Annotated in this window: 20 protein-coding genes; 12 read left to right on the top strand and 8 right to left on the bottom strand. The window is 68.6% G+C overall.

All coding sequences use genetic code 11. The features are described from left to right. Positions 1-150: 150 nt before the first annotated feature. The 4 genes from AB3K92_RS18400 to AB3K92_RS18385 all read left to right on the top strand — a co-directional run bounded on the left by AB3K92_RS18400 (position 151) and on the right by AB3K92_RS18385 (position 4,554). Entirely contained in the window at positions 151-1,359 is a 1,209-nt protein-coding gene (locus AB3K92_RS18400; RefSeq protein ID WP_059649630.1) for a porin, read from the top strand. Positions 1,360-1,554: 195 nt separating this feature from the next. Then, positions 1,555-2,793 (top strand): ABC transporter substrate-binding protein, encoded by a 1,239-nt coding sequence (locus AB3K92_RS18395; RefSeq protein WP_369465584.1) that lies wholly within the window; start codon positions 1,555-1,557, stop codon positions 2,791-2,793. A 34-nt stretch (positions 2,794-2,827) separates the two neighbouring features. After that, entirely contained in the window at positions 2,828-3,697 is an 870-nt protein-coding gene (locus tag AB3K92_RS18390) for a carbohydrate ABC transporter permease (protein ID WP_369465583.1), read from the top strand. After that, a complete protein-coding gene (locus AB3K92_RS18385; RefSeq protein WP_369465582.1) occupies positions 3,694-4,554 on the top strand; it encodes a carbohydrate ABC transporter permease in 861 nt (286 codons plus the stop codon). Before AB3K92_RS18390 ends, AB3K92_RS18385 begins: the two co-directional genes overlap by 4 nt. Before the next feature lie 97 nt (positions 4,555-4,651). On the opposite strand, the gene AB3K92_RS18380 is transcribed toward AB3K92_RS18385, so the two are convergent. Continuing rightward, positions 4,652-5,689: a LacI family DNA-binding transcriptional regulator gene (locus tag AB3K92_RS18380; RefSeq protein WP_369465581.1), complete on the bottom strand. Its 1,038-nt coding sequence runs from the start codon at positions 5,687-5,689 to the stop codon at positions 4,652-4,654. A 6-nt stretch (positions 5,690-5,695) separates the two neighbouring features. On the opposite strand from AB3K92_RS18380, the gene AB3K92_RS18375 reads away from it, so the two are divergent. Then, positions 5,696-6,616 (top strand): phosphatidylinositol-specific phospholipase C, encoded by a 921-nt coding sequence (locus tag AB3K92_RS18375; RefSeq protein ID WP_369465580.1) that lies wholly within the window; start codon positions 5,696-5,698, stop codon positions 6,614-6,616. Here the strand turns inward: AB3K92_RS18375 and AB3K92_RS18370 are convergent. From AB3K92_RS18370 to AB3K92_RS18360, 3 genes are all read right to left on the bottom strand, one after another. Then, entirely contained in the window at positions 6,613-7,578 is a 966-nt protein-coding gene (locus tag AB3K92_RS18370) for an alpha/beta hydrolase (protein ID WP_059490147.1), read from the bottom strand. The two genes, AB3K92_RS18375 and AB3K92_RS18370, sit on opposite strands and share 4 nt — an antisense overlap. Before the next feature lie 89 nt (positions 7,579-7,667). Beyond that, positions 7,668-8,006, bottom strand: a complete 339-nt coding sequence (locus AB3K92_RS18365) for a hypothetical protein (protein ID WP_021163637.1) — start codon at positions 8,004-8,006, stop codon at positions 7,668-7,670. Positions 8,007-8,044: 38 nt separating this feature from the next. Then, a complete protein-coding gene (locus AB3K92_RS18360) occupies positions 8,045-8,656 on the bottom strand; it encodes a LysE family translocator (RefSeq protein ID WP_048022001.1) in 612 nt (203 codons plus the stop codon). Between the two features lie 88 nt (positions 8,657-8,744). Between AB3K92_RS18360 and AB3K92_RS18355 the strand changes: the two genes are divergently transcribed. Further along, complete coding sequence (locus AB3K92_RS18355) at positions 8,745-9,272, top strand: GNAT family N-acetyltransferase (RefSeq protein ID WP_124627247.1); 528 nt, start codon at positions 8,745-8,747, stop codon at positions 9,270-9,272. Positions 9,273-9,314: 42 nt separating this feature from the next. Here AB3K92_RS18355 and AB3K92_RS18350 read toward each other — a convergent pair whose 3' ends face one another. Next, positions 9,315-10,370, bottom strand: coding sequence for a LysR family transcriptional regulator (locus AB3K92_RS18350; protein ID WP_224051705.1), 1,056 nt, complete (start codon positions 10,368-10,370; stop codon positions 9,315-9,317). On the opposite strand from AB3K92_RS18350, the gene AB3K92_RS18345 reads away from it, so the two are divergent. From AB3K92_RS18345 to AB3K92_RS18335, 3 genes are read left to right on the top strand one after another with little or no spacing between them, the layout of a single operon-like run. Beyond that, complete coding sequence (locus AB3K92_RS18345) at positions 10,350-11,537, top strand: M20 aminoacylase family protein (protein WP_059649637.1); 1,188 nt, start codon at positions 10,350-10,352, stop codon at positions 11,535-11,537. The two genes, AB3K92_RS18350 and AB3K92_RS18345, sit on opposite strands and share 21 nt — an antisense overlap. A gap of 60 nt (positions 11,538-11,597) precedes the next feature. Then, on the top strand, positions 11,598-12,770 hold the full coding sequence (locus AB3K92_RS18340; protein ID WP_369465579.1) for a porin: 1,173 nt from the start codon (positions 11,598-11,600) through the stop codon (positions 12,768-12,770). Between the two features lie 13 nt (positions 12,771-12,783). Continuing rightward, positions 12,784-14,076 carry an MFS transporter gene (locus tag AB3K92_RS18335; protein ID WP_369465578.1) on the top strand — a complete coding sequence of 431 codons (1,293 nt, stop codon included), beginning with the start codon at positions 12,784-12,786 and terminating at the stop codon, positions 14,074-14,076. 101 nt (positions 14,077-14,177) lie between these two features. Here AB3K92_RS18335 and AB3K92_RS18330 read toward each other — a convergent pair whose 3' ends face one another. Both AB3K92_RS18330 and AB3K92_RS18325 read right to left on the bottom strand, forming a co-directional pair. Further along, positions 14,178-15,239 carry an alkene reductase gene (locus AB3K92_RS18330; RefSeq protein WP_042978074.1) on the bottom strand — a complete coding sequence of 354 codons (1,062 nt, stop codon included), beginning with the start codon at positions 15,237-15,239 and terminating at the stop codon, positions 14,178-14,180. 81 nt (positions 15,240-15,320) lie between these two features. After that, entirely contained in the window at positions 15,321-15,629 is a 309-nt protein-coding gene (locus AB3K92_RS18325; protein WP_027789442.1) for a helix-turn-helix transcriptional regulator, read from the bottom strand. Between the two features lie 510 nt (positions 15,630-16,139). Between AB3K92_RS18325 and AB3K92_RS18320 the strand changes: the two genes are divergently transcribed. The 3 genes from AB3K92_RS18320 to AB3K92_RS18310 are packed head-to-tail and all read left to right on the top strand — an operon-like array spanning position 16,140 to position 18,284. Further along, positions 16,140-16,820, top strand: a complete 681-nt coding sequence (locus tag AB3K92_RS18320; protein WP_048021988.1) for an HAD family hydrolase — start codon at positions 16,140-16,142, stop codon at positions 16,818-16,820. After that, positions 16,793-17,086, top strand: a complete 294-nt coding sequence (locus tag AB3K92_RS18315; RefSeq protein ID WP_059710409.1) for a hypothetical protein — start codon at positions 16,793-16,795, stop codon at positions 17,084-17,086. The genes AB3K92_RS18320 and AB3K92_RS18315 overlap by 28 nt, the downstream gene beginning before the upstream one ends. Before the next feature lie 28 nt (positions 17,087-17,114). Then, complete coding sequence (locus tag AB3K92_RS18310) at positions 17,115-18,284, top strand: alpha/beta hydrolase (RefSeq protein WP_369465577.1); 1,170 nt, start codon at positions 17,115-17,117, stop codon at positions 18,282-18,284. Positions 18,285-18,386: 102 nt separating this feature from the next. On the opposite strand, the gene AB3K92_RS18305 is transcribed toward AB3K92_RS18310, so the two are convergent. After that, positions 18,387-19,526: a patatin-like phospholipase family protein gene (locus AB3K92_RS18305; RefSeq protein WP_369465576.1), complete on the bottom strand. Its 1,140-nt coding sequence runs from the start codon at positions 19,524-19,526 to the stop codon at positions 18,387-18,389. Between the last annotated feature and the right edge of the window lie 156 nt (positions 19,527-19,682).

Below are 19,682 nucleotides of genomic sequence, written 5' to 3'. Positions count from 1 at the left end.
GGCGCCGCCGGGCGACGTCGCGGGCCACGCGCGCCACGGTTTGCCGATTTGCGATAGAGGTCCTGAATTTTCGCTGGATAGAGTCCTGTCACCCATATCGACAACTCCATCGATCTGCACTGCGTATCGATGACAACAGAGGGGCGGGACATGAGAATCGGAAGACGACTGGCCGCGGCCGCGGCCACGCTCGGGTGCATGCACGCACACGCGCAGACCTCCGGCAGCGTGACGCTGTACGGCACCGTGGACACCGGCATCATCTACTCGACGAACCAGCAGTTCACGCGCGCCGACGGCAGCACGGGCGGCGGCCATGCGTGGCAGATGGGCGGCGGCAACCTCGTGCCGTCGCGCTTCGGTTTCCAGGGGGCCGAGCCGCTCGGCGGCGGGCTCGACGCGGTGTTCACGCTCGAGCAGCAGTTCCTGTCCGCGAACGGGCAGGCGCTGCAGGGCGGCACCGCGTTCAGCCGGCAGGCGTGGGTCGGGCTGCGCCAGGACGGGATCGGCACGCTCGGCCTCGGCCGCCAATACGACTCGTACACGGACATGCTCGGCGCGTATGTGTCGAGCAACAACTGGGCGACACCGTACGGCTCGCACCTCGGCGACGTCGACAACCTGAACGCCGCATTCAACTTCAACAACGCGGTGAAGTTCACCAGCGCCGATTTCAACGGCTTCACGTTCGGCGGCACGTTCAGCTTCGGCGGGCAGGCCGGCGATTTCTCCGCGAAGCGCGGCTACGCGGTGGCCGCGACGTACACGCGCGCGCCGGTGGCGTTCTCGGTCGGCTACCTCGACCTGCACCAGCCGCTCGACGCGGCGCTCGGCGGCGCGAGCGGCTATATCGGCGATTTCGCGTGCAGCAACCCGGGCGCGATGTACTGCCTGCTGCAGGATGCCGGCTCGATGCGCGCGTTCGGTGCGGGCGGGTCGGTCACGTTCGGCGCGGCGACGATCGCGCTCACCTACACGCATACGCGCCTCGGCGACAGCCGCTACTTCTCGACCGCCGCGCAGCCGCGCACGCAGGCGTTCACGTTCGACATCGGCGAACTGAACGCCACGTACCTGTTCACGCCCGCGCTGCAGGGCGGCGTTGCCTACATCTTCAACGCCGCGCATACCGACGGGCGCGGCACCACGCGGTTCCACCAGGTGAACGTCGGCACGAACTACAGCCTGTCGAAGCGCACGGCGCTGTACGCGGTCGCGATCGGCCAGATCGCGAGCGGGACGGGGCTCGGCACCGACGCGAGCGGCAACGCGGTGAACTACGCGCAGATTCCGGTGCTCGCGAACAGCAACTCGAGCCGGCAACTGGCGGTGATGGCCGGGATCCGCGTGAATTTCTGACCGGGTCGGAGGCACGGAGCGGCAGGCGGGGCGGGGCAGCCGGGCACGGCGACGGCCGTTCCCGCCGCGTGCCATAAATTCTTAACGATCGGCGTGAACAATGGCGTTCGCTTCAGGCGGCCAGAAGCGTCGCCCGCGTTGCACACGTGTGCAACGCCTGGCCGTCCCGCCACCACGCCGAACGAGAGAGACCTCATGACCTTGCTGAGCCGCCTGCGCGCGCTGTCCGCCGCCGTTGCGCTGTCCCTTGCCGCCTCGCACGCCTTCGCGGCGGATCTCGTCATCGCGGGCCGCGACGACATCTACGGAAAGGGGCTGGCCGACGCCGTCGCCGGCTTCAACAAGCTGCACCCGGGCACCGAGATCGAGCTGCTCAAGCTGCCGAACGCGAACCTGTACCAGAAGCTCAAGCTGTCGATGCGCGAAGGCACGGGCGCGTACGACCTCGTGATGATGGACGACACGTGGGCGCCCGAATTCATCGGCAACGGCTGGCTGAAGCCGCTGCCGGTATCGCTCGCCGACGCCGACCTCGTGCCGTCCGCGGTCGCGCTCGGCCGCAATGCGGCCGGCGCGCTGTATGCGCTGCCGATCGTCGGCAACGTCGAGATGTTCGCGTACCGCAAGGACCTGCTCGCGAAATACAAGTTGCAGCCGCCGCGCAACTGGGACGACGTGCTGAAGATCGCGCAGACCGTCGGCGGTGCGGACAAGAGCGTTTCGGGTGTCGTGTTCCGCGGCACGAAGGGCAACCCGGTCGTGACGGGCTTCCTGCCGATCCTGTGGGCCTACGGCGGCGACGTGTTCGACCGTGCCGGCAACGTGACGATCGATTCGCGCGAGGCGCAGGCCGCGCTGAAGACCTTCCTCGCGCTGAAGGCGTCCGCGCCGAAGGACGTCGACGTCTACGGCGCGGCGGAAGTGCGCGACGCGCTGCAGCGCGGCACGGCCGCGCAGTCGATCGAGGTGTGGCCGGCGTGGGTGCCGGCGCTCGACGATCCGAAGCAGTCGCGCGTGGTCGGGCAGATCGCGCTGCAGCCGCCGCCCGGGCAGACCGCCGGCCCGGCGCCGATGCTCGGCATCTGGCAGATGGGCATTCCGAAGGACGCGCCGCACGCGAAGCTCGCGCAGGACTTCCTCGCGTACCTGACCAACCGCGACACGCAGACGCGCCTCGCCGGCATCGGCATTCCGCCGACCCGCCGCAGCGTGTTCAACGATCCGGCGCTGGTGCGCCAGTATCGCTGGTATCCGGATCAGCTGAAGGCGCTCGAGGCCGGCCGTGCGCGGCCGCGCGTGAAGGACTGGCAGCAGGTCGAGAGCATTCTCGGCGACCAGCTGCAGCTCGCGCTGACGGGGCAGGCCGCGCCCGACGCCGCGCTGCGCCAGGCGCAGCAGAAGATCGCGCAGGCGACGGCCGCGGCCGGCAAGTGACGGCGCGCGTCAACTCGGCAGCCGGAGGTCGCGCATGAAGTCCTTCGGCCGCAGCCTGCCATTCGTCGCCCTGCTCGGGCCGGCGCTGCTGGTGCTCGCCGCGCTCGCGCTGTATCCGGTCGCGCAGGTGCTGATCGATTCGTTCTGCCACGTCGACTACTCGGCCGGCCGCCGCGCGTTCGCGGGGCTCGCGAACTATCGCGCGGTGCTCGGCGACGACGCGTTCACGGCCGGTTTCGGCAACACGCTGCGCTTCACGATCGTCGCGTCGCTCGCGGAAGTCGCGCTCGGTTTCGGCCTCGCGCTGCTGTTCGTGCGCGTGTTTCCGGGGCGGCGCATCGCGCTGCCGCTCGCGATCCTGCCGATGATGCTGTCCACGCTCGTGTGCTCGGCGATCTGGCGCAACTGGCTCAACTTCGACGGCTTCCTGAACGCGCTCCTCGCGGTGTTCGGCGTCGAAGGCGTGCGCTGGCTGTCCGATCCGCATCTCGCGTTGTGGTCGCTCGCGCTCGTCGACGTATGGCAGTGGACGCCGATGGCCTTCCTGATCGTGCTGGCCGGGTTGCAGTCGATCCCGCAGGAACTGTACGAAGCCGCGCGCACCGACGGCGCGAGCGAGTGGCAATGCCTGCGCGACATCACGCTGCCGCTCGCGGCGCCGCAGATCGGCCTCGCGCTGCTGCTGCGCTCGATCGACACGTTCAAGCTGTTCGACAAGGTCTATGCGCTGACGGGCGGCGGCCCCGGCAACGCGACGCAGACGCTGTCGACCTATATCTACGACACGGGCTTCCGCTTCTTCAACGTCGGGCCGGCGAGCGCCGCGTCGGTGCTGATGCTCGCGGCGTCCGCGTTGCTGGTCTCGGGGTACGTATGGCAGACGGTTCGCAAGCGGCGCGCATGACGGCGCAATCCGCAGGCATTTCGCGCGCGCGCACGGGCGCCGCATTCGGTCGCGCGCTGCCGTGGGCGCTGCGCATCGCCGCGCTCGCGCTGTTGCTGCTGCCGTGCCTGTGGATGGCCGGCGCGGCCTTCATGCCGACGCTCGAACGTCTCGATCATCCGCTGCGGATCTGGCCGGCCGCGCCGACCTTCACGCATTTCGCATCGGTATGGTCCAACGGCATCGGCGCGCCGCTCTTCAATTCATTGCTGGTCGGCTTCGGCACGACGCTGCTCGCGCTGGCGCTCGCGTTTCCGGCCGCATACGCGCTCGTGCGGCTGCGGTTTCCGGCGCGGCTCGACCTGCTGTTCCTGGTGCTCGTGCTCGCGTTGAAGCTGATGCCGCCGATCACGATCGCGGTGCCGCTGTTCGCGCTCGCGAAACGGCTGCACCTGCTCGATTCGATGCCCGGCCTGATGCTCGCGTATCAGATTTACGCGCTGCCGATGGCGATCTGGATGCTGCTCGCGTTCGTGCGCGACGTGCCGATCGAATACGAGGAAGCGGCCTGCATCGACGGCGCGGGGCTGGCTCGACGGCTCGTGCAGATCGTGCTGCCGCTGTGCGCGCCGGGCCTGATCGCGACCGCGATCTTCGTGTTCATCGCCGCTTGGAACGAGTTCCTGATCGCGCTGCTGTTCGTGTCGACGCCGAGCCGCTTCACGCTGCCGCTCGCGATCGCCGGCTACGTGACGGAGAACGGCATCGACTGGGGCGACCTGATGAGCGCGGGCCTGATGGCGTCGCTGCCCACGCTGGCCGTGGCCGGTTATGTGCAGCGTTACCTGTTGCGCGGGTTCGCGGGCGGGTTGAAGTGACGCGGATGCAGGGCGGCGGTGCGCCGCGCGGCAGGCTCGGCTGCGCGCTCGCGCCTGTCATGCATCACGTTGGCGCACGCGTGCGCATCGCACGTCGCTACGCCGGACGGCCGACGCAGCTGTGACGAACGACGCAGGTCACCGGCACGACCCGCGTGCGCGATGCGCCGGCGAACGCCTGCATCCGCTCGGCGAGCATGTCGACGGCCGCGTTCGCGAGGCCTTGCGTATCCTGACGGAGCGTCGTCAGCGCATAGCCGTCGAATGCGGCGGCGGGAATGTCGTCGAAGCCGATGACGCGCAAGTCTTCCGGCACGCGCAGCCCGAACTGCTGGCGCGCGGTGTCGATCATGCCCAACGCGAGCAGGTCGGACGAGCAGAACACGCCGTCCGGAACGGTGTCGCCGGACAGCAGATGCCGTGCCGCTTCGACACCGCATGCGTATGTGTCGGACGGCGTGTCCTGAATCCGAACGCTTGCAGCGCTATCGGTATCGCGGTGACGACGAAGCGCTTCGACGAACGCAGCGGCACGCGCGCTCGCACTGTAGCTCGTGTTGCGCGGCCCAACGAACGCGACCCGGCGCGCGCCCGCCTGCGCGAGCATTCGCGCGGCATGCGCGGCGCCGGCCGCGTTGTCGCTCACGACGACATCCGCGCCCGGCAGATTCGCGTCGCGGTTGATCATCACGACCGGGATCCGGTGTTCGAGATACTGCTGCGCGACCGACAGCGGCGGCGAGGCAGACGTCATCACGAGGCCCGCGATCCGGTAGCTGAGCAGTTGCTCGAGCGATTGCCGGATCTGGCGCGGGTCTTCCGCATTGGTCACGAGCGGCGTGAGCGCGCGCTGGCCGAGCGCGGCCATCAGGTCCGACAGCAGCCGCGCGCGAAACGGATTCTCGAACCCGGCCGTCACGACGCCGATCATGCTGCTGCGCTGCGTGATCATGTCGCGCGCGATCAGGTTGACCTGGTAGCCGAGCGCGCGCGCGGCGACCATCACGCGCTCACGGGTTTGCGGTGCGATGCTCGCCGTCGGCGAGAATGCACGCGACACCGCGGAACGCGATACGCCGGCGCGCGCCGCGACATCCGACGCCGTCACCCACGGTTTTCTTTCCTTGTCATTCATCGATTCATGATCCCTTCGAGCCACGATACGCGCACGCCGCCTGCCGACTGGATGTCGGCGCTCGACGACGCGCGGCCGCTGCATACGCTGACCCTACCGGGCAGCCATGACACCTGTGCGTATACCGTCGACGATGCGCTCGTGCGCACCCAGCATGCGCCGCTCGATGCGCAGCTCGCGCATGGCGTGCGGCTGCTCGACATCCGCTGCCGGCACGTACGCGACGCGTTCGACATCCATCACGGCGGCATCGCGCTCGGCATGACGTTCGACGACGTGCTGGCCGATTGTTTGCGTTTTCTCGACGAACATCCGCGCGAATGCATCGTGATGTCGGTGAAGGACGAATGGCCGGCGCACGCGTGCACACGCAGTTTCGATGCGACGTTCGATGCGCATCGCGCGCGGCATCCGCGGCTGCGCTGGCATGCCGGCGGCACGCTGCCCGCGCTCGGCGACGTGCGCGGCGCGATCGTGCTGCTGCGGCGCTTTCGCAGCAGCCGGCCGCTCGGCATCGACCTGACCGCGTGGCTCGACAACGCGACGTTCACGATCGATCATCCCGACGGCGCGTTTGTGATCCAGGACGAATATCGCGTGCCGGTGGCGGCGTCGATCGGCTGGAAGTGGCGTGCGATCGACGCGCTGCTGACGGACCTGCCGTCGCCGGACAGTGGCCGCTGGGCGATCAATTTCTGCAGCGGAACCGGCATGGGCGCGAATCCGTCGGTCGTTGCCCACGGCGACGGCCGGGTGCAGGGCATTCATGCGCGGCTGGCCGCGCGGCTGCGCGAGCAGCGCGGCCCGTGCGGTGCGATGCTGCTCGATTTCTGCGATGACGACGATTGGGCGCTGGTGCGCGCGCTGATCGCGTGCAACGATCATGCGCCGGTGCCGGGTGCGTGGCGCAAGGCGTTTCGCTGTTAGCGAAGATGGGCGGTGAAGAATGCGAGCGCCTTTGCATCGAGCATCGCGTGGAACGCCGCGCGGTCGAATCCCTTCGCATCGGTACAGACTTCGGGCGAGTCGTGTGCCAGTTGTTCGGGGCACGGCGCGAGAAACGCGAAGTGCGCGGAATTCGGCACGACGTGGAATTCAGGCCGTCGCGGCAGCAGGCCGGCCAGCGCGGGGGTCGTTTCCGGCTCCACGCCGTCGCCGCCCGCTTCGGACGCCCAGAGCTGGATCGGCGCGTGCACGTCCTTCAGCGTTTCGGCGGTCGGGAATTCGTCGAGCGGGTCGGCGAGCACGTAGGCCTTGATCCTCGGATCGTGCGTCAGCGGCTGGCGCGGCAGGTCATGGTCGCGGATCTGCTTGCAGATCAGCCAGGTCGGATCCGGGCAGGCCACCCGTGCGTGCACGAAATCCGGATTCGCGCCGGCCAGCACGAGGCCCGTATAGCCGCCGCGCGAGAAGCCGAAGAAGCCGATCCGCGCGGGATCGACATGCGCGGCATCGGCCGCGTTGGCCAGCATGTAGTCGACGAGGCGCTTGATGTCCGCTGGCCGCTCGGCCAGTTCCCGCAGGTCGGCCGCGTGGCTCATGTCGGCATGCGTGTCGCCGGGATGATTGATGGCCGCGACGACGAAGCCCGCGTCGGCGAGCGTTTCGGCGAGGTCGTGATGGCCGAAGTACGTGCCGCCATGCCCGTGCGAGATCACGACGAGCGGCAGCTTGTCGCCGACGGTCGGGCAGTCGCGTTGTCCTTTCAGTTCGAAAGGCCCGATCGTGAGCGTCTGGGCGGCGTCCGCGCAGGGCGTCCACACGACTGCCTTCAGTTCGGGGCCGCCGGCGTCGGCCGGAATCCGGACGAGCTTGATGCCGGCCGCGTGCGTGAGCGTGGCCGACAGGCAGAGGAGGGCAGCCAGTACGGTCGATAACCAGGTCTTCACGGTGAAACCCTCCGGAGCAGGAGCAACGATCGGACGGCCGTTGCGAGTTGCCGGTCGCGCGCCGGCATGCGATTGCACGGATACGACGATCAGCGTGCGTCGCCGATCGTGATGCAAAAATGCAGCCGGTCGGTCGTTGCGTGGTATTCGTCGTGCCACGCCTGCGCGTCGGACGTCATCGTGCTGCGGCAGAACGCGGCAGCATCCGCCAGCGGCCAGTCCGCAAGACACACGGTGCCCTGCGGTGCGCTGCCGTGTCCGACCCGCCCGTCGGCAGTCAGGACCCAGCCTTCCCATCCGTAGATCGGAATGCGATGACGCACGCAATAATCGATGCATTCGAGCGCGGCGTCGAGCGGAAGCACGATCTCGCGACTGGAAATCGATTGCGCGGCGAGAGCGGCAGGAATCTTTCCGAGTTGCGACATGGCGGGCGGCAGGGGCGGTGTGGCGCGGGACCGGCGGGCTACCGCGTCGCGATTGCCACTGCCGCGCCGGCCATTGCGGTCGCGCTCGTGCGGTTGGCGATCCGTTTCGCGCGCGCCGAAGTGAGAAAAGCTCGCGCGCGCGCCGCGAGCAGCGACCAGAAGCAGTCGGCGAGGATCAGCACCGCGAGCATCGTGGCGACGAGTTCGGCCCACGCGGTCACACCGACGTGCGTGAGATCGACGATGGTCGGCAGCAGCGCGAGATAGAACACCATGATCTTCGGGTTGCCGAGCGTGACGAGCATGCCTGCGACGAACATGCGCGACGGCGACTGGCCGCGCGGCAGGTCGTCGGCGCCGGCCTCGGTCGGCGCGGTCCACATCTTCCACGCGAGGAACAGCAGGTACGCGACGCCGAGCAGCTTCAGCACGATCAGGCCGGCCGCGAACGTGCGCGCGAACGCGGACAGCCCCGCGACCGCGAGCGTGAGCCACAACGCTTCGCCGAGCCACATGGCGGCGAGGAACGGCAGCACGTCGCGCACGCCGTTGGTCAGCACGCGCGCGACCAGCGCGGCGACGCTCGGCCCGGGGGTGCCGGCGGTGACGAGCAGGGTGACAGCGAAGACGGCGAGCGCGGACAACGTCATGACGAACCTCGTGGGTGGGGGCGTTCGAAACGTATGAGGTTTCGATTATAGTGACGGCCGTTCCAGACTGCCTGCCTGAATTGCCGCAATGACCGCATCGATCCTGATTCGCCCCGCCACGCGGGAAGACGCGGCCGCGATGGCCGCCGTCGAAGTCGCCGCCGCGCAGCGGTTTCGCGAAATCGGCATGACCGACATCGCCGATGGCGAGCCGACCGATGCGGCCGACGTGCTCGCGCGCATCGACGACGGCCGCGCGGTCGTCGCGGTCGATGCGCAGGGCGCGTGCGTCGGGTTCGCGTTCTACCGGCTGCTCGATGCACGGCGGTTGTATCTGGAGGAACTGGATGTCGCGCCTTCGCATGCCGGACAGCGGATCGGCGCGCGCCTGATCGAGCAGGTGACCGCGCGCGCCGCGCGGGAAGGCATCGCGGAGGTCGTGCTGTCGACGTTTCGCAATGCGCCATGGAATGCACCGTACTACGCGCGCCTGGGTTTCAGCATCGTCGACGACGCCACGCTCGACGACACGCTGCGTGCGATCCGCGCGCACCACGTCGCGCTCGGGCTCGACGAGACGCAGCGCGTGTTCATGCGGATGCGCGTACCGGGCTGACGCACTCCCGGCGAGTTGCGGTGCAGGCAGCGCGACCGGGTGTCAGCGCAATGCCGGGCTTCCGGCCGCCGGCAGCGACGCGAACGCGGCCTCCACGTGTGCCAGAAAATCGGACGCGGGCCGCGTCAGTTGCAGGCCCGGCGGCGTGAGCCGGTACAACTGAAGCGGTGGCGGCGACATCGGCAACGGCAGCGGCGTCAGCTTCTGGCCGAACACGGTTTCCGCGAGCGACAGCCGGGTCCACGAGAAAATCGCATCGTTGGTCACGAGCAGGCTGTAGAACAGCGCATACGACGTGCAGCGCGTGATGCAGCGCGGCGGGGGCAGGCCCGCGTGTTCATGCAGGTCGCGGATATAGGTGGGGAAGTTGTCGCTGGCGTCGGCGTGGATCCATTCCGCGTCGCGCAGCGCCTCGAGCGATGTCGCGCCCGCGAAGCGCCCGTTCTCGCGGGTGACGAACGCGGTGTCGAACGTGCGGATCGCCCTGATGTCGACCGACTCGGCAATGGGGCCCGTGACGGCGACGAAGGCGAGATCGAGCGTGCGATTGCGCAACTGTTCCGTGAGCAGGTTGAACGTCAGTTCCCGAAGTTCGCATTCGACGTTCGGCCAGTGGCGGCGGAAGGCGGCGTAGGCTTCCGCAAAGCCCGTCACCGCGACGATCGGCGTGAAGCCGATCACGAGCCGCCCGTCGCGCAGCCCCTTCATGTGCGCCATGTCCTCGCTCGCCCGTTCGAGCTCGCGCACGACGGCCTGGGCGCGCCCGAGCAGTGCGTCGCCTTCCGGCGTCGGCACCACGCCCCACGGTTTGCGCTCGAGGAGCGTCACGCCGAACTCGTTTTCCAGTTCCTGGATCGCCTTGCTGATGGCCGGCTGCGTGACGTGCAGGGTCCGGGCCGCGGCCTTGATGCTGCCGGCCGTCGTGACCGCGACGAGTGCGCGCAATTGATGGATTTTCATGATGCGGAAGATATTACCAAAAGTTATCTGCATCAAAATTCGTGAGTTTTTTGACCCGAAACGCGTCTCTATGCTTGGCCGGACGGTCGCGAGGCGGCCGATTCCACGGAGCCATCCATGACGCAGAACCTTGCTCACGTACTCGCGGCGATTCGCGAGTCGGAGTCCCGATTCGTTGCGATCCGCCGCGACATCCACGCCCATCCCGAACTCGGTTTCGCCGAGACCCGCACCGCGCAGCTCGTCGCCGAACAACTGGCCACATGGGGCTACGACGTGACGACGGGGGTGGGAGGCACCGGCGTCGTCGGCCAGTTGCGGCGCGGCGCGTCGGTGCGCACGCTCGGCCTGCGCGCCGACATGGATGCGCTGCCGATCGAGGAGGCGACGGGGCTGCCGTATGCGAGCACGGTTGCGCGCACGATGCACGCATGCGGTCACGACGGCCACACGGCGATCTTGCTGGCCGCCGCCCACTATCTTGCCGAACAGGGCCGTTTCGACGGCACGCTCAACGTGATCTTCCAGCCGGCCGAGGAAGGGCTCGGTGGCGCGAAGCGGATGATCGACGACGGCCTGTTCGAACGTTTCCCGTGCGAACGCGTGTATGCGCTGCACAACGCGCCGGGCGTGCCGGTCGGCCATTTCGCGTTGCGCTACGGGCCGATGATGGCGTCGTCCGATTCGGTGACGATCACCGTGACGGGCAAAGGCGGGCATGGTGCGATGCCGCAGCTCGCGAGCGACCCGATCGTCGCGGGCGCGCAAATCGTGACCGCGCTGCAATCGATCGTCTCCCGCAACGTCGATCCGCTGAAGCCGGCCGTCGTGACCGTCGGCACGTTCCATGCGGGCACTGCCCCGAACGTGATCCCGGAAACGGCGACGCTGCAGTTGTCCGTGCGCGCGCTCGACGCGACCACGCGCGACGAAATCGAGGCACGGATCCGCCGGATCGTCGACGCGCAGGCGCAGGCGTTCGGGATGACCGCGCAGATCGAATACCGGTCGATCTCGCGTGTCGTGGACAACGACCGTGCGGCGTCGGATCTCGCGGTGGAGACGATCGCGGCGCTGGCCGGCGAAGGCGCGCTCACGCTGTTGCCCGATGGCGTGATGGGCAGCGAGGATTTCTCGTGGATGACCGAATGCGCACCGAGTTGCTACGTGCTGGTCGGTAACGGCGTCGATTCCCGGGGCGGATGTTCGGTGCACAACCCGCATTACGACTTCAACGACTCCGCGCTGAGCTGGGGGGCGGCCTATTTCGCCGGGATTGCCGAACGCTTCCTGAAGATGGACTGACGAAGGCGCAAAGGAGACGCGCCGGCCGGACCCGGGTTGACTTGACGATAAGGATGACGAATGAAAAAGCGATTTGCATTAGGCGCGGCCTGTCTCGCGTTCGGCGCCGTCAACGCGCGCGCCGTGCCCTATCAGGACGTGTTGCTGGCGCCGGTGCCCGAGTACAACGGCAGGATGACGGAGGGCGTCGCGCTGTATGGTTCGCTCGACATGGGGATCAACTACCAGACGGTCGGCGGCCGTTCGCTGTGGCAGACGCAGAGCGGCGGCGAGTGGACCTCCAAGTTCGGCTTCTTCGGCCGCGAGAACCTCGGTGGCGGCTGGCGCGCCGAGTTCAACCTCGAAAGCGGTTTTCTCGCGAACAGCGGCGCGCAGCAGGATGCGCAATCGACGTACAACAGGCAATCGTGGGTCGGCCTGTCGTCGGACAGCTATGGCCGGTTGCGTCTCGGCAAGCAGATCGGCACGGCGCTGCCGCTGTTCATCGACGTGTTCGGCACGGTGGGCACGAACTCGGTCTATACGTGGCTGGGCGCGGCAGCCGTGCAGACGAGCCGCGGCGTCGGCTACAACTCGGACCTCGGGCCGGGGGCGACGCAATTGCCGGCGCGCGTCGACAACGCCATCACGTACCGGACGCCGATCGTCGCGGGCACCACGTCGCTGATGCTGATGCTTGCGCCGAGCAACGTGGCCGGGCGGGCACCCGCGGCGTCCGCGCAAGGCGCGCTGCTGCAGTGGTACAACGGCACGACCTATCTGGCCGCGAGCTACAACCAGGTGTGGGGCGTCAACGGGGCGAGCACCGTGCGCAACGACCTGTACGGGCTCGGTGCCGTCTATGACACCGGGCGGATCGTGCTGTCCGCATCGTTCAACCAATACGCGCCGAAGCTGGCCGGCGACGGCATCGCGCGCGTCTACACGCTCGGCGCGATCGTGCCGTTCGGCGTCAATGCGATTCGCGCGTCGGTCGTCTATCGCGATACGTCGGGTGTGCGCGACGCGGCCGGCCAGCCGGCCAGGGATTCGGCACTCGGTGCGATGCTGGGCTACGACTACCTGCTGTCGAAACGCACGGGCCTCTACGCGCGTGCGGGGTTCATCCGCAACTACGGCATCTCGACCGTGTTGCTGAACGGCAATCCGCTGCCGACCGAACCGGGCGGAACGGCACCGCGCACCGGGACGACACCCGTGACGCTGTCGCTCGGCATGTATCACAACTTCTGAACGGGAATTTTCGATGCATACCCTGAATCGCACGGCCGCTGCGCCGGTCGAGTCCGGGCCGCGCGTAACGCGCCGCACGGTCGTTGCGGCCGCACTCGGCAACGGGCTCGAATTCTTCGACTTCACCGTCTACAGTTTCTTCGCCGTATCGATCGGCAAGCTGTTCTTTCCCGCGTCGAGCGATCTAGGCGCGCTGATGCTGTCGCTCGCGACGTTCGGTGTCGGGTTCGTCGCACGGCCGCTCGGCAGCGTCGCAATCGGCGCCTATGCGGACCGTGCCGGCCGCAAGCCCGCGCTCGTGCTGACGGTCGCATTGATGGCGCTCGGCACCGGGATCATCGGCTTCGCGCCGACCTATGCGCAGATCGGCCTCGCCGCGCCGCTGCTGATCGTCGTCGGGCGTCTGCTGCAGGGCTTTTCGGCGGGTGGCGAAGTGGGGGCCGCGACGACCCTGCTGATGGAGTCGGGTGACACCGGCCGGCGCGGCGAGCGGGTGAGCTGGCAGATGGCGAGCCAGGGCGGTGCGACGCTCGTCGGCGCGTTCGTCGCGCTGACGCTGTCGCGCGCACTGTCGCCCGACGCGCTGCACGCGTGGGGGTGGCGCGTCCCGTTCGTGCTCGGTCTGCTGATCGGCCCGGTCGGCTTCTACCTGCGGCGCCATCTGGACGATACGCTGCCGCACGCAGCGGCCGGCGCGCCGCGCGAGCGTGCGCGCATTCCGTGGCGGCAGGTCGCGGCCGGCACGCTGCTCGTGATCGGCGGCACGTCGACCACCTATACGATCGTGTTTTTCCTGCCGTCGTTCCTGACGCTGACCGTCGGCATGCCGGCATCGGTGTCGCTGCTGTCGGGCTGCGCGGCCGGTGCTGTGCTGCTGATCGGTTCGCCGTTCGCGGGGCGGCTCGCGGATCGCGTGCGTCGTCGCAAGCGGCTGGTGGGCGTGACGTGCGTCGCGTCGGCCGTGCTCGTGCTGCCGGCGTTTTACGCGATGAAGATGTGGCCGTCGGCGGGCACCGCGGTTGCGGTCGTGATCGTGCTGATCGGCTTGATGACACTGTCGAGTCCGGCCGGCTTCGTGATGATCCTCGATGCGTTTCGGCCCGAGGTGCGGGCGATGTCGCTCGGGATGATCTATGCGCTCGGCGTGACGATTTTCGGCGGGTTCGCGCAACTGATCGTCGGCGCGATGTGGCGCGCGACCGGCAGCTTTTACGCGCCTACGTGGTATGTGCTGGGATGCAGCGTCGCGAGTCTGGTCGGTCTGGCGCTGTTCGCGGAAGCGTCGGACGTGGAAGGCAGGCGGTGAACGGGAAGGGCGGACACGTGACGTGCCCGCCTTGGGGATGGTGTGCGCGACGAACGGACGGGCGGGGCCGCTCCGTTCATCGCGCGTGCGCTGTCGCGCAATCAGGCCGCGTCGCTCAGCGCCGGGTAATCGGTATAACCCGTTTCGCCTTCCGCGTAGAACGTCTCCGGCACCGGCTGGTTGAGCGGTGCGCCGAGTTCGAGGCGGCGCGGCAGGTCGGGGTTCGCGATGAACAGCTTGCCCCATGCGATCGCGTCGGCGTTGCCACTGGCGAGCGCGGCTTGCGCGGTGTCGAGCGTGAACTGCTCGTTGGCGATCAGCGGGCCGCCGAACGCTTCCTTCAGGCGCGGGCTCAGGTGGTCGCCCGAATACGATTCGCGTGTGAAGATGAACGCGATCTTGCGGCGGCCGAGTTCGCGCGCGACGTAACCGAACGTGGCCGCCGGATCGGAATCGCCCATCGTGTGCGCGTCACCGCGCGGTGCGAGGTGCACGCCGACACGGCCGGCGCCCCACACGTCGATCGCGGCGTCGACCACTTCGAGCAGCAGGCGTGCGCGGTTCTCGATCGGGCCGCCGTACGCATCGGTGCGGTGGTTGGTGCTGTCCTGCAGGAACTGGTCGAGCAGGTAGCCGTTCGCGCCGTGGATCTCGACACCGTCGAAGCCGGCGGCCTTCGCGTTCTCGGCACCCTTGCGGTACGCGGCGACGATGCCCGGGATCTCGTCGAGTTCGAGCGCGCGCGGCGTCACGTACGGGCGCTGCGGACGAACGAGGCTCACGTGGCCGCCCGCGGCGATGGCGCTCGGCGCGACCGGCAGGTCGCCGTTCAGGAATACCGGGTCGGAGATCCGGCCGACGTGCCAGAGCTGCAGCACGATGCGCCCGCCGGCCGCGTGCACGGCCTGCGTCACCTGCTTCCAGCCTTCGACCTGTTCGTCGGACCAGATGCCGGGCGTATCGGCATAACCGACGCCCTGCGGCGTGACCGACGTCGCTTCGGTAATGATCAGGCCGGCCGATGCGCGCTCGCGGTAATAGCGCGCCATCAGTGCGTTCGGCACGCGCGTCGTACCCGCACGGGCGCGGGTGAGCGGCGCCATCACGATGCGGTTCGGCAGGGTCAGGTCGCCGAGGGTAACGGGGTCGAACAGTGTAGGCATGGCAGATAACCTCTTCACGAAAGGCGGGGAAGCCGGCGCGTCATGTGCGGCGGCGGCCCGCATGGCCGGTTCGGCCGTTGGCTAGAGTTCGCGGCGCAGTGCGTCGTGAAATGCGTCGATGACGGCCTCGTTGCGCTGGAAAAACGCCCACTGGCCGATCCGCGTCGACGTCACGAGCCCCGCGCGCTGCAGCGTCGCGAGGTGCGCGGAGACGGTCGATTGCGACAGCCCGCAGCGCGCGTCGATCTGGCCCGCGCAGACGCCGTGTTCATACGGCAGCGTCTGGTTCGGGAAATGCACGTCCGGCGTTTTCAGCCAGGCGAGGATTTCCCGGCGCACGGGGTTCGAGAGCGCTTTCAGGATCGCTTCGATGTCGAGTTCGGTCGGCATGGACAGGTTTGGCGTTTCGCTCGGGTAACGAGGTATCGTCGATGGGCGAATCTTATATCGGAACTTGACGATATGTTTGAAAGCATTGCCGGCAATAGGGTTGATAGCGAAGGGCGATTGCGGGGACAGAGCGAGGCGACCGCGAAGGACGCGGAGCGGAGCCGCCGTCCCGCCACGCGCCATCCGGCCCTCAGTCGGGCACGTCGACGATCTCGTTCCTTCCCTGCGTCGCATCGACGTGCGCGAGCGTATGGGCACGCGTATCGCGGGCGGGTAGCCGCGAGCTTCGGCAATTCGAGCAGCGCCTCGTCGCCGGATCTGCCCGGGCGACGCACCGCGTTGCGCATCCTGTGGGATGCTACGCGGCGAGGCGCGACCCGGACGGGTTCGACGCGGCCGATCGCGAGTAATCCGGCCAGGCGCGCCGATCGATCGACGCGCGGGTGCGCATCGCAACGTCATGCCGGTTCGTCCATCGCGCACGAACCGATTTTTTTGCGGAGTCCTTTCATGTCTGTTCGGGCCGTCATCTTCGATTTCGATCTGACGCTGGCGGATTCGTCCGCCGCGATCGTCGCGTGCACGGAGTACGCGTTGCATCAGCTGGATGCCGCCGGCGCGACGCCGGCGCAGATCGCGGCCGTGATCGGGCTGCCGCTGCACGAGATGTTCCGCTTGCTGACGGGCGAAACCGAGCCGGCGCGGGCCGACGCGTTCGCGCGGCACTTCGTGGTGCGGGCCGACGAGATCATGGTGCGCGGCACGCGCATCTATCCCGAGGTGCCGCCCCTGCTCGCGCGTCTGCGCGAGCAGGGGCTCGCGGTCGCGATCGTTTCGTCGAAGTTTCGCTACCGGATCGAGGCGATCCTTGCGCTGAACCAGTTGCAGTCGCTCGTCGACGTGCTGATCGGCGGGGAAGACGTGCAGCGTCACAAGCCCGATCCCGAAGGGCTCGTGCTGGCGTTGGCGCGGCTTGGTTTGCCCGCTCGTTCGGCGATCTACGTGGGCGACCACGCGGTGGACGCGCAGGCGGCCGAGCGCGCCGGCGTGGCGTTCGTCGGCGCGGTGAGCGGGATGACGTCGTTCGACGGATGGGCACGTGCGGGCAGGCAGGCGGTCGCCAACCATATCGGCGAACTGGACGCGATCGTGCAGCGGATGCAGTGCGACTCGTCCGCGGCATCGGGCTGACGCGCCCCCGGGCGGCGCCCGCGCCGACGCGCCGCGAGTCGCGTTGCGCCCATTGCCGAGGCGGGAATCGCGGTGTCGAGCACGCGTTCACTGCCGAGGGTGGCCGCAACCGCCGCGTCGGCGAGCGGGTCTTCGACGATTCGCTCTGCTACGATCCTCAACACCATGCGCCCGCAGCGGATATCGGCACGCTGCCCGATTCGCCGCGCGTGCCGGTGTTCGACTACCCGGCCATCGGCGACGGATTTTGCGACCCTCGCCGTTAAAGTCATATCCGCCACTCGATCCGTCGCCATGTCACTCATTTCCGTCGCCTTCGCCAACCTCCGGTTCTCGCGCGTGCTGCCGGCCGCCCGAAAACTGTCATGCGCCGTTTCGCTCGCGGCAGCCTGTGCCGCCATCGGCATGCCGGGCGGCGCGCGTCCGGCCGAAGCCGCCACGCTCACGCAACGCGAACGCCTCGAGGCGCCGGTCAAGGCCGTCGCCGGCCAGCGCGTGGCCGTCGATACGCCGCAGGGCAATGCGGTGCTGCCCGTCTACGCCGATCGTCCGCTCGACCAGGCAGCGCCCGATGTCACGCGGGTCTTCGTCGTGATTCACGGCACGCTTCGCAATGCCGACGCGTACTACGCATCGGGGCGCGAGGTCGTCGACAAGGCCGGTGCGGCCGGCAAGGGCACGATGGTCGTCGCACCGCAGTTCCTGACGCGTGCCGATACGCGCGCGTTTTCGTTGCCCGCGCAAACGCTCGCCTGGACGCAGGAAGGATGGAAGGGCGGCGACGCGGCCCGCCAGCCGGCGCCGATCAGTTCGTTCACCGCGCTCGACGCATTGCTCGCGCATTTCGCCGACCGCAGCCGGTATCCCGCGTTGTCGAGCGTGGTCGTGATCGGCCATTCCGCCGGCGCGCAGTTGCTGCAGCGCTATGCGGTGGCCGGGCACGAAGGCGACGCACTGGTACGGGCCGGCATCGCCGTGCGTTATGTGGTCGCGAACCCGTCGAGCTACCTGTATTTCGACGACGAACGGCCGGACGGCCAGGCGATCGCAGGCGGCACCTGCCCGCGCGCGAACGAGTGGAAATACGGGCTGGAGTCGGCGCCGCCCTATGTCGCGTCGCAGGACGTGCGCGCACTCGAAACGCGCTACGTGGCGCGTCATGTCGTGTACCTGCTCGGGCAGGCCGACACGAACCCTTACACGCACTTCATCGACCGTTCGTGCGCGGCGATGGCGCAAGGCCCGTATCGGCTCGCGCGCGGGCTCGCGTATTTCGACTACCTGAAGAAGCGGCATCCGGACGATCTCGCGCAGCAGGTCGTCGAAGTGCCGGGCATCGGGCACGACAATCGCGGCATGTTCACGTCCGCCTGCGGGCTCGCCGTGCTGTTCGGGCAGGCGCTGCCGCAATCGTGTCCGGTCGTCGCCGGTACCGCGCCGGCCGTGCGCGCGGAATTGCCGTAAGCCGTCGTGCCGTCGTGCGATAACCGCCGCGTCGACGATCGAACGGAGGCCGAGCGCGCGTGATTTCGCCATGCTGCCGGCGCGCGATGGCGGCGCCGCGCGTCAGGCCGGTGTTCCGGCGCCCGGCGCCGCGTCCGGGTCGAATACCGTCAGCCCTTCCGTCGGGTCCGTCGGCAGTTCCCACGGACGTGCGGCGATCGCCCGCCGCGCGGCGTCGTAACCGGCCTGCCGGCGGGCCGCGATGCCGGCCGGCGTGAAATCGATGTCCTTCAACTGATTGTCGCTGGCGAGGCGCGGCGCCGCGAGCTTGACCAGGTGCATCGTGGTTTCGCATCCCCACGCGGCGAGCCGGCGCACGGCCGGCGACGCGCGTTCGGCTTCCGGCACGTGGCGGGCCAGTTCGCGGATCACGTGGCGCAGCCGGTGGATCTGCTGCTGGCGTGCGATGTGGCTGTCGGTGCGGCTCGCGTACTGGATGTCCTTCTGTCGCTCCGACACCTGCCAGATGCTCTCGGGCTCGGGGCCGGCCGGATTCCACATCTGCACCGAGAAGATGACCGAGCTGCGGCGCGGATTGTCGTCGAGCACGACCTCGACCGGCGTATTCGAATACACGCCGCCGTCCCAGTAAGGCTCGCCGTCGATCCGTATCGCCGGAAACGCGGGCGGCAGCGCGCCCGAACTCATGATGTGCTCGATCCCGAGCCGCGTATCGCGCGAATCGAAATAGCGCATCGTGCCGGTGCACGCATTGACCGCGCTGACGGTCAGGCGCGGGCGGCCCGCGTTCAGCAGGTCAGGGTCGATCAGCGACGCGAGTGTGTCGCGCAGCGGTGCGATCCGGTAATACGACGCACGATCGACGCCGAGGCGCACCATCGGCCCGAGCCACGATGCCGGATTGGGCTGGAAGAATCCCGCGATGCCGCCGCCGATGATCATCAGCTCGGCCAGCATCCGGTCCCAGCCGGGCACCAGCGGCGGGACGTCGAAACGGGTTCGTTCGGTCACGCGCCGCCAGAACGCCGACAGCCTGTCGTAACGCTGCCCCGGCGGATTCCCGGCGATCAGCGCCGCGTTGATCGCGCCGATCGACGTGCCGACCACCCAGTCGGGCCGGATCCCGGCTTCGTCCATCGCCTGAAAGACGCCGAGCTGGAACGCGCCCAGTGCGCCGCCGCCCTGGAGCACGAGCACGACTTGTCCGGGGAGGTTCATGCGTGCCGGTTCGCTCGCGGTCATGGCTCGCCTCGCTGCGTGTGAAGGTGGGTCGGAACCGAATGGCTCGATTCAGTGTAGGCGATGGCCGGCGGGGATCGCGCGCCGCGCAACGGTGATTCGCGCCTGCTTCGCCGGTCGCTTCCGGCGCTTCCGGCGCTTCCGGCGCTTCCGGCGCTT

The organism is Burkholderia sp. Bmkn7 (assembly GCF_041103175.1).
In the GTDB taxonomy this organism is placed as follows: domain Bacteria; phylum Pseudomonadota; class Gammaproteobacteria; order Burkholderiales; family Burkholderiaceae; genus Burkholderia; species Burkholderia cepacia.
This window is presented reverse-complemented; position numbering and strand designations above follow the sequence as displayed.

Bases quoted from the DNA above. Each gene is read 5' to 3' on its own strand.
- AB3K92_RS18400 (WP_059649630.1), top strand. From the start codon at position 151: ATGAGAATCGGAAGACGACTGGCCGCGGCCGCGGCCACGCTCGGGTGC.
- AB3K92_RS18395 (WP_369465584.1), top strand. From the start codon at position 1,555: ATGACCTTGCTGAGCCGCCTGCGCGCGCTGTCCGCCGCCGTTGCGCTG.
- AB3K92_RS18390 (WP_369465583.1), top strand. From the start codon at position 2,828: ATGAAGTCCTTCGGCCGCAGCCTGCCATTCGTCGCCCTGCTCGGGCCG.
- AB3K92_RS18385 (WP_369465582.1), top strand. From the start codon at position 3,694: ATGACGGCGCAATCCGCAGGCATTTCGCGCGCGCGCACGGGCGCCGCA.
- AB3K92_RS18380 (WP_369465581.1), bottom strand. From the start codon at position 5,689: ATGAATGACAAGGAAAGAAAACCGTGGGTGACGGCGTCGGATGTCGCG.
- AB3K92_RS18375 (WP_369465580.1), top strand. From the start codon at position 5,696: ATGATCCCTTCGAGCCACGATACGCGCACGCCGCCTGCCGACTGGATG.
- AB3K92_RS18365 (WP_021163637.1), bottom strand. From the start codon at position 8,006: ATGTCGCAACTCGGAAAGATTCCTGCCGCTCTCGCCGCGCAATCGATT.
- AB3K92_RS18360 (WP_048022001.1), bottom strand. From the start codon at position 8,656: ATGACGTTGTCCGCGCTCGCCGTCTTCGCTGTCACCCTGCTCGTCACC.
- AB3K92_RS18355 (WP_124627247.1), top strand. From the start codon at position 8,745: ATGACCGCATCGATCCTGATTCGCCCCGCCACGCGGGAAGACGCGGCC.
- AB3K92_RS18345 (WP_059649637.1), top strand. From the start codon at position 10,350: ATGACGCAGAACCTTGCTCACGTACTCGCGGCGATTCGCGAGTCGGAG.
- AB3K92_RS18340 (WP_369465579.1), top strand. From the start codon at position 11,598: ATGAAAAAGCGATTTGCATTAGGCGCGGCCTGTCTCGCGTTCGGCGCC.
- AB3K92_RS18335 (WP_369465578.1), top strand. From the start codon at position 12,784: ATGCATACCCTGAATCGCACGGCCGCTGCGCCGGTCGAGTCCGGGCCG.
- AB3K92_RS18330 (WP_042978074.1), bottom strand. From the start codon at position 15,239: ATGCCTACACTGTTCGACCCCGTTACCCTCGGCGACCTGACCCTGCCG.
- AB3K92_RS18325 (WP_027789442.1), bottom strand. From the start codon at position 15,629: ATGCCGACCGAACTCGACATCGAAGCGATCCTGAAAGCGCTCTCGAAC.
- AB3K92_RS18320 (WP_048021988.1), top strand. From the start codon at position 16,140: ATGTCTGTTCGGGCCGTCATCTTCGATTTCGATCTGACGCTGGCGGAT.
- AB3K92_RS18310 (WP_369465577.1), top strand. From the start codon at position 17,115: ATGTCACTCATTTCCGTCGCCTTCGCCAACCTCCGGTTCTCGCGCGTG.
- AB3K92_RS18305 (WP_369465576.1), bottom strand. From the start codon at position 19,526: ATGACCGCGAGCGAACCGGCACGCATGAACCTCCCCGGACAAGTCGTG.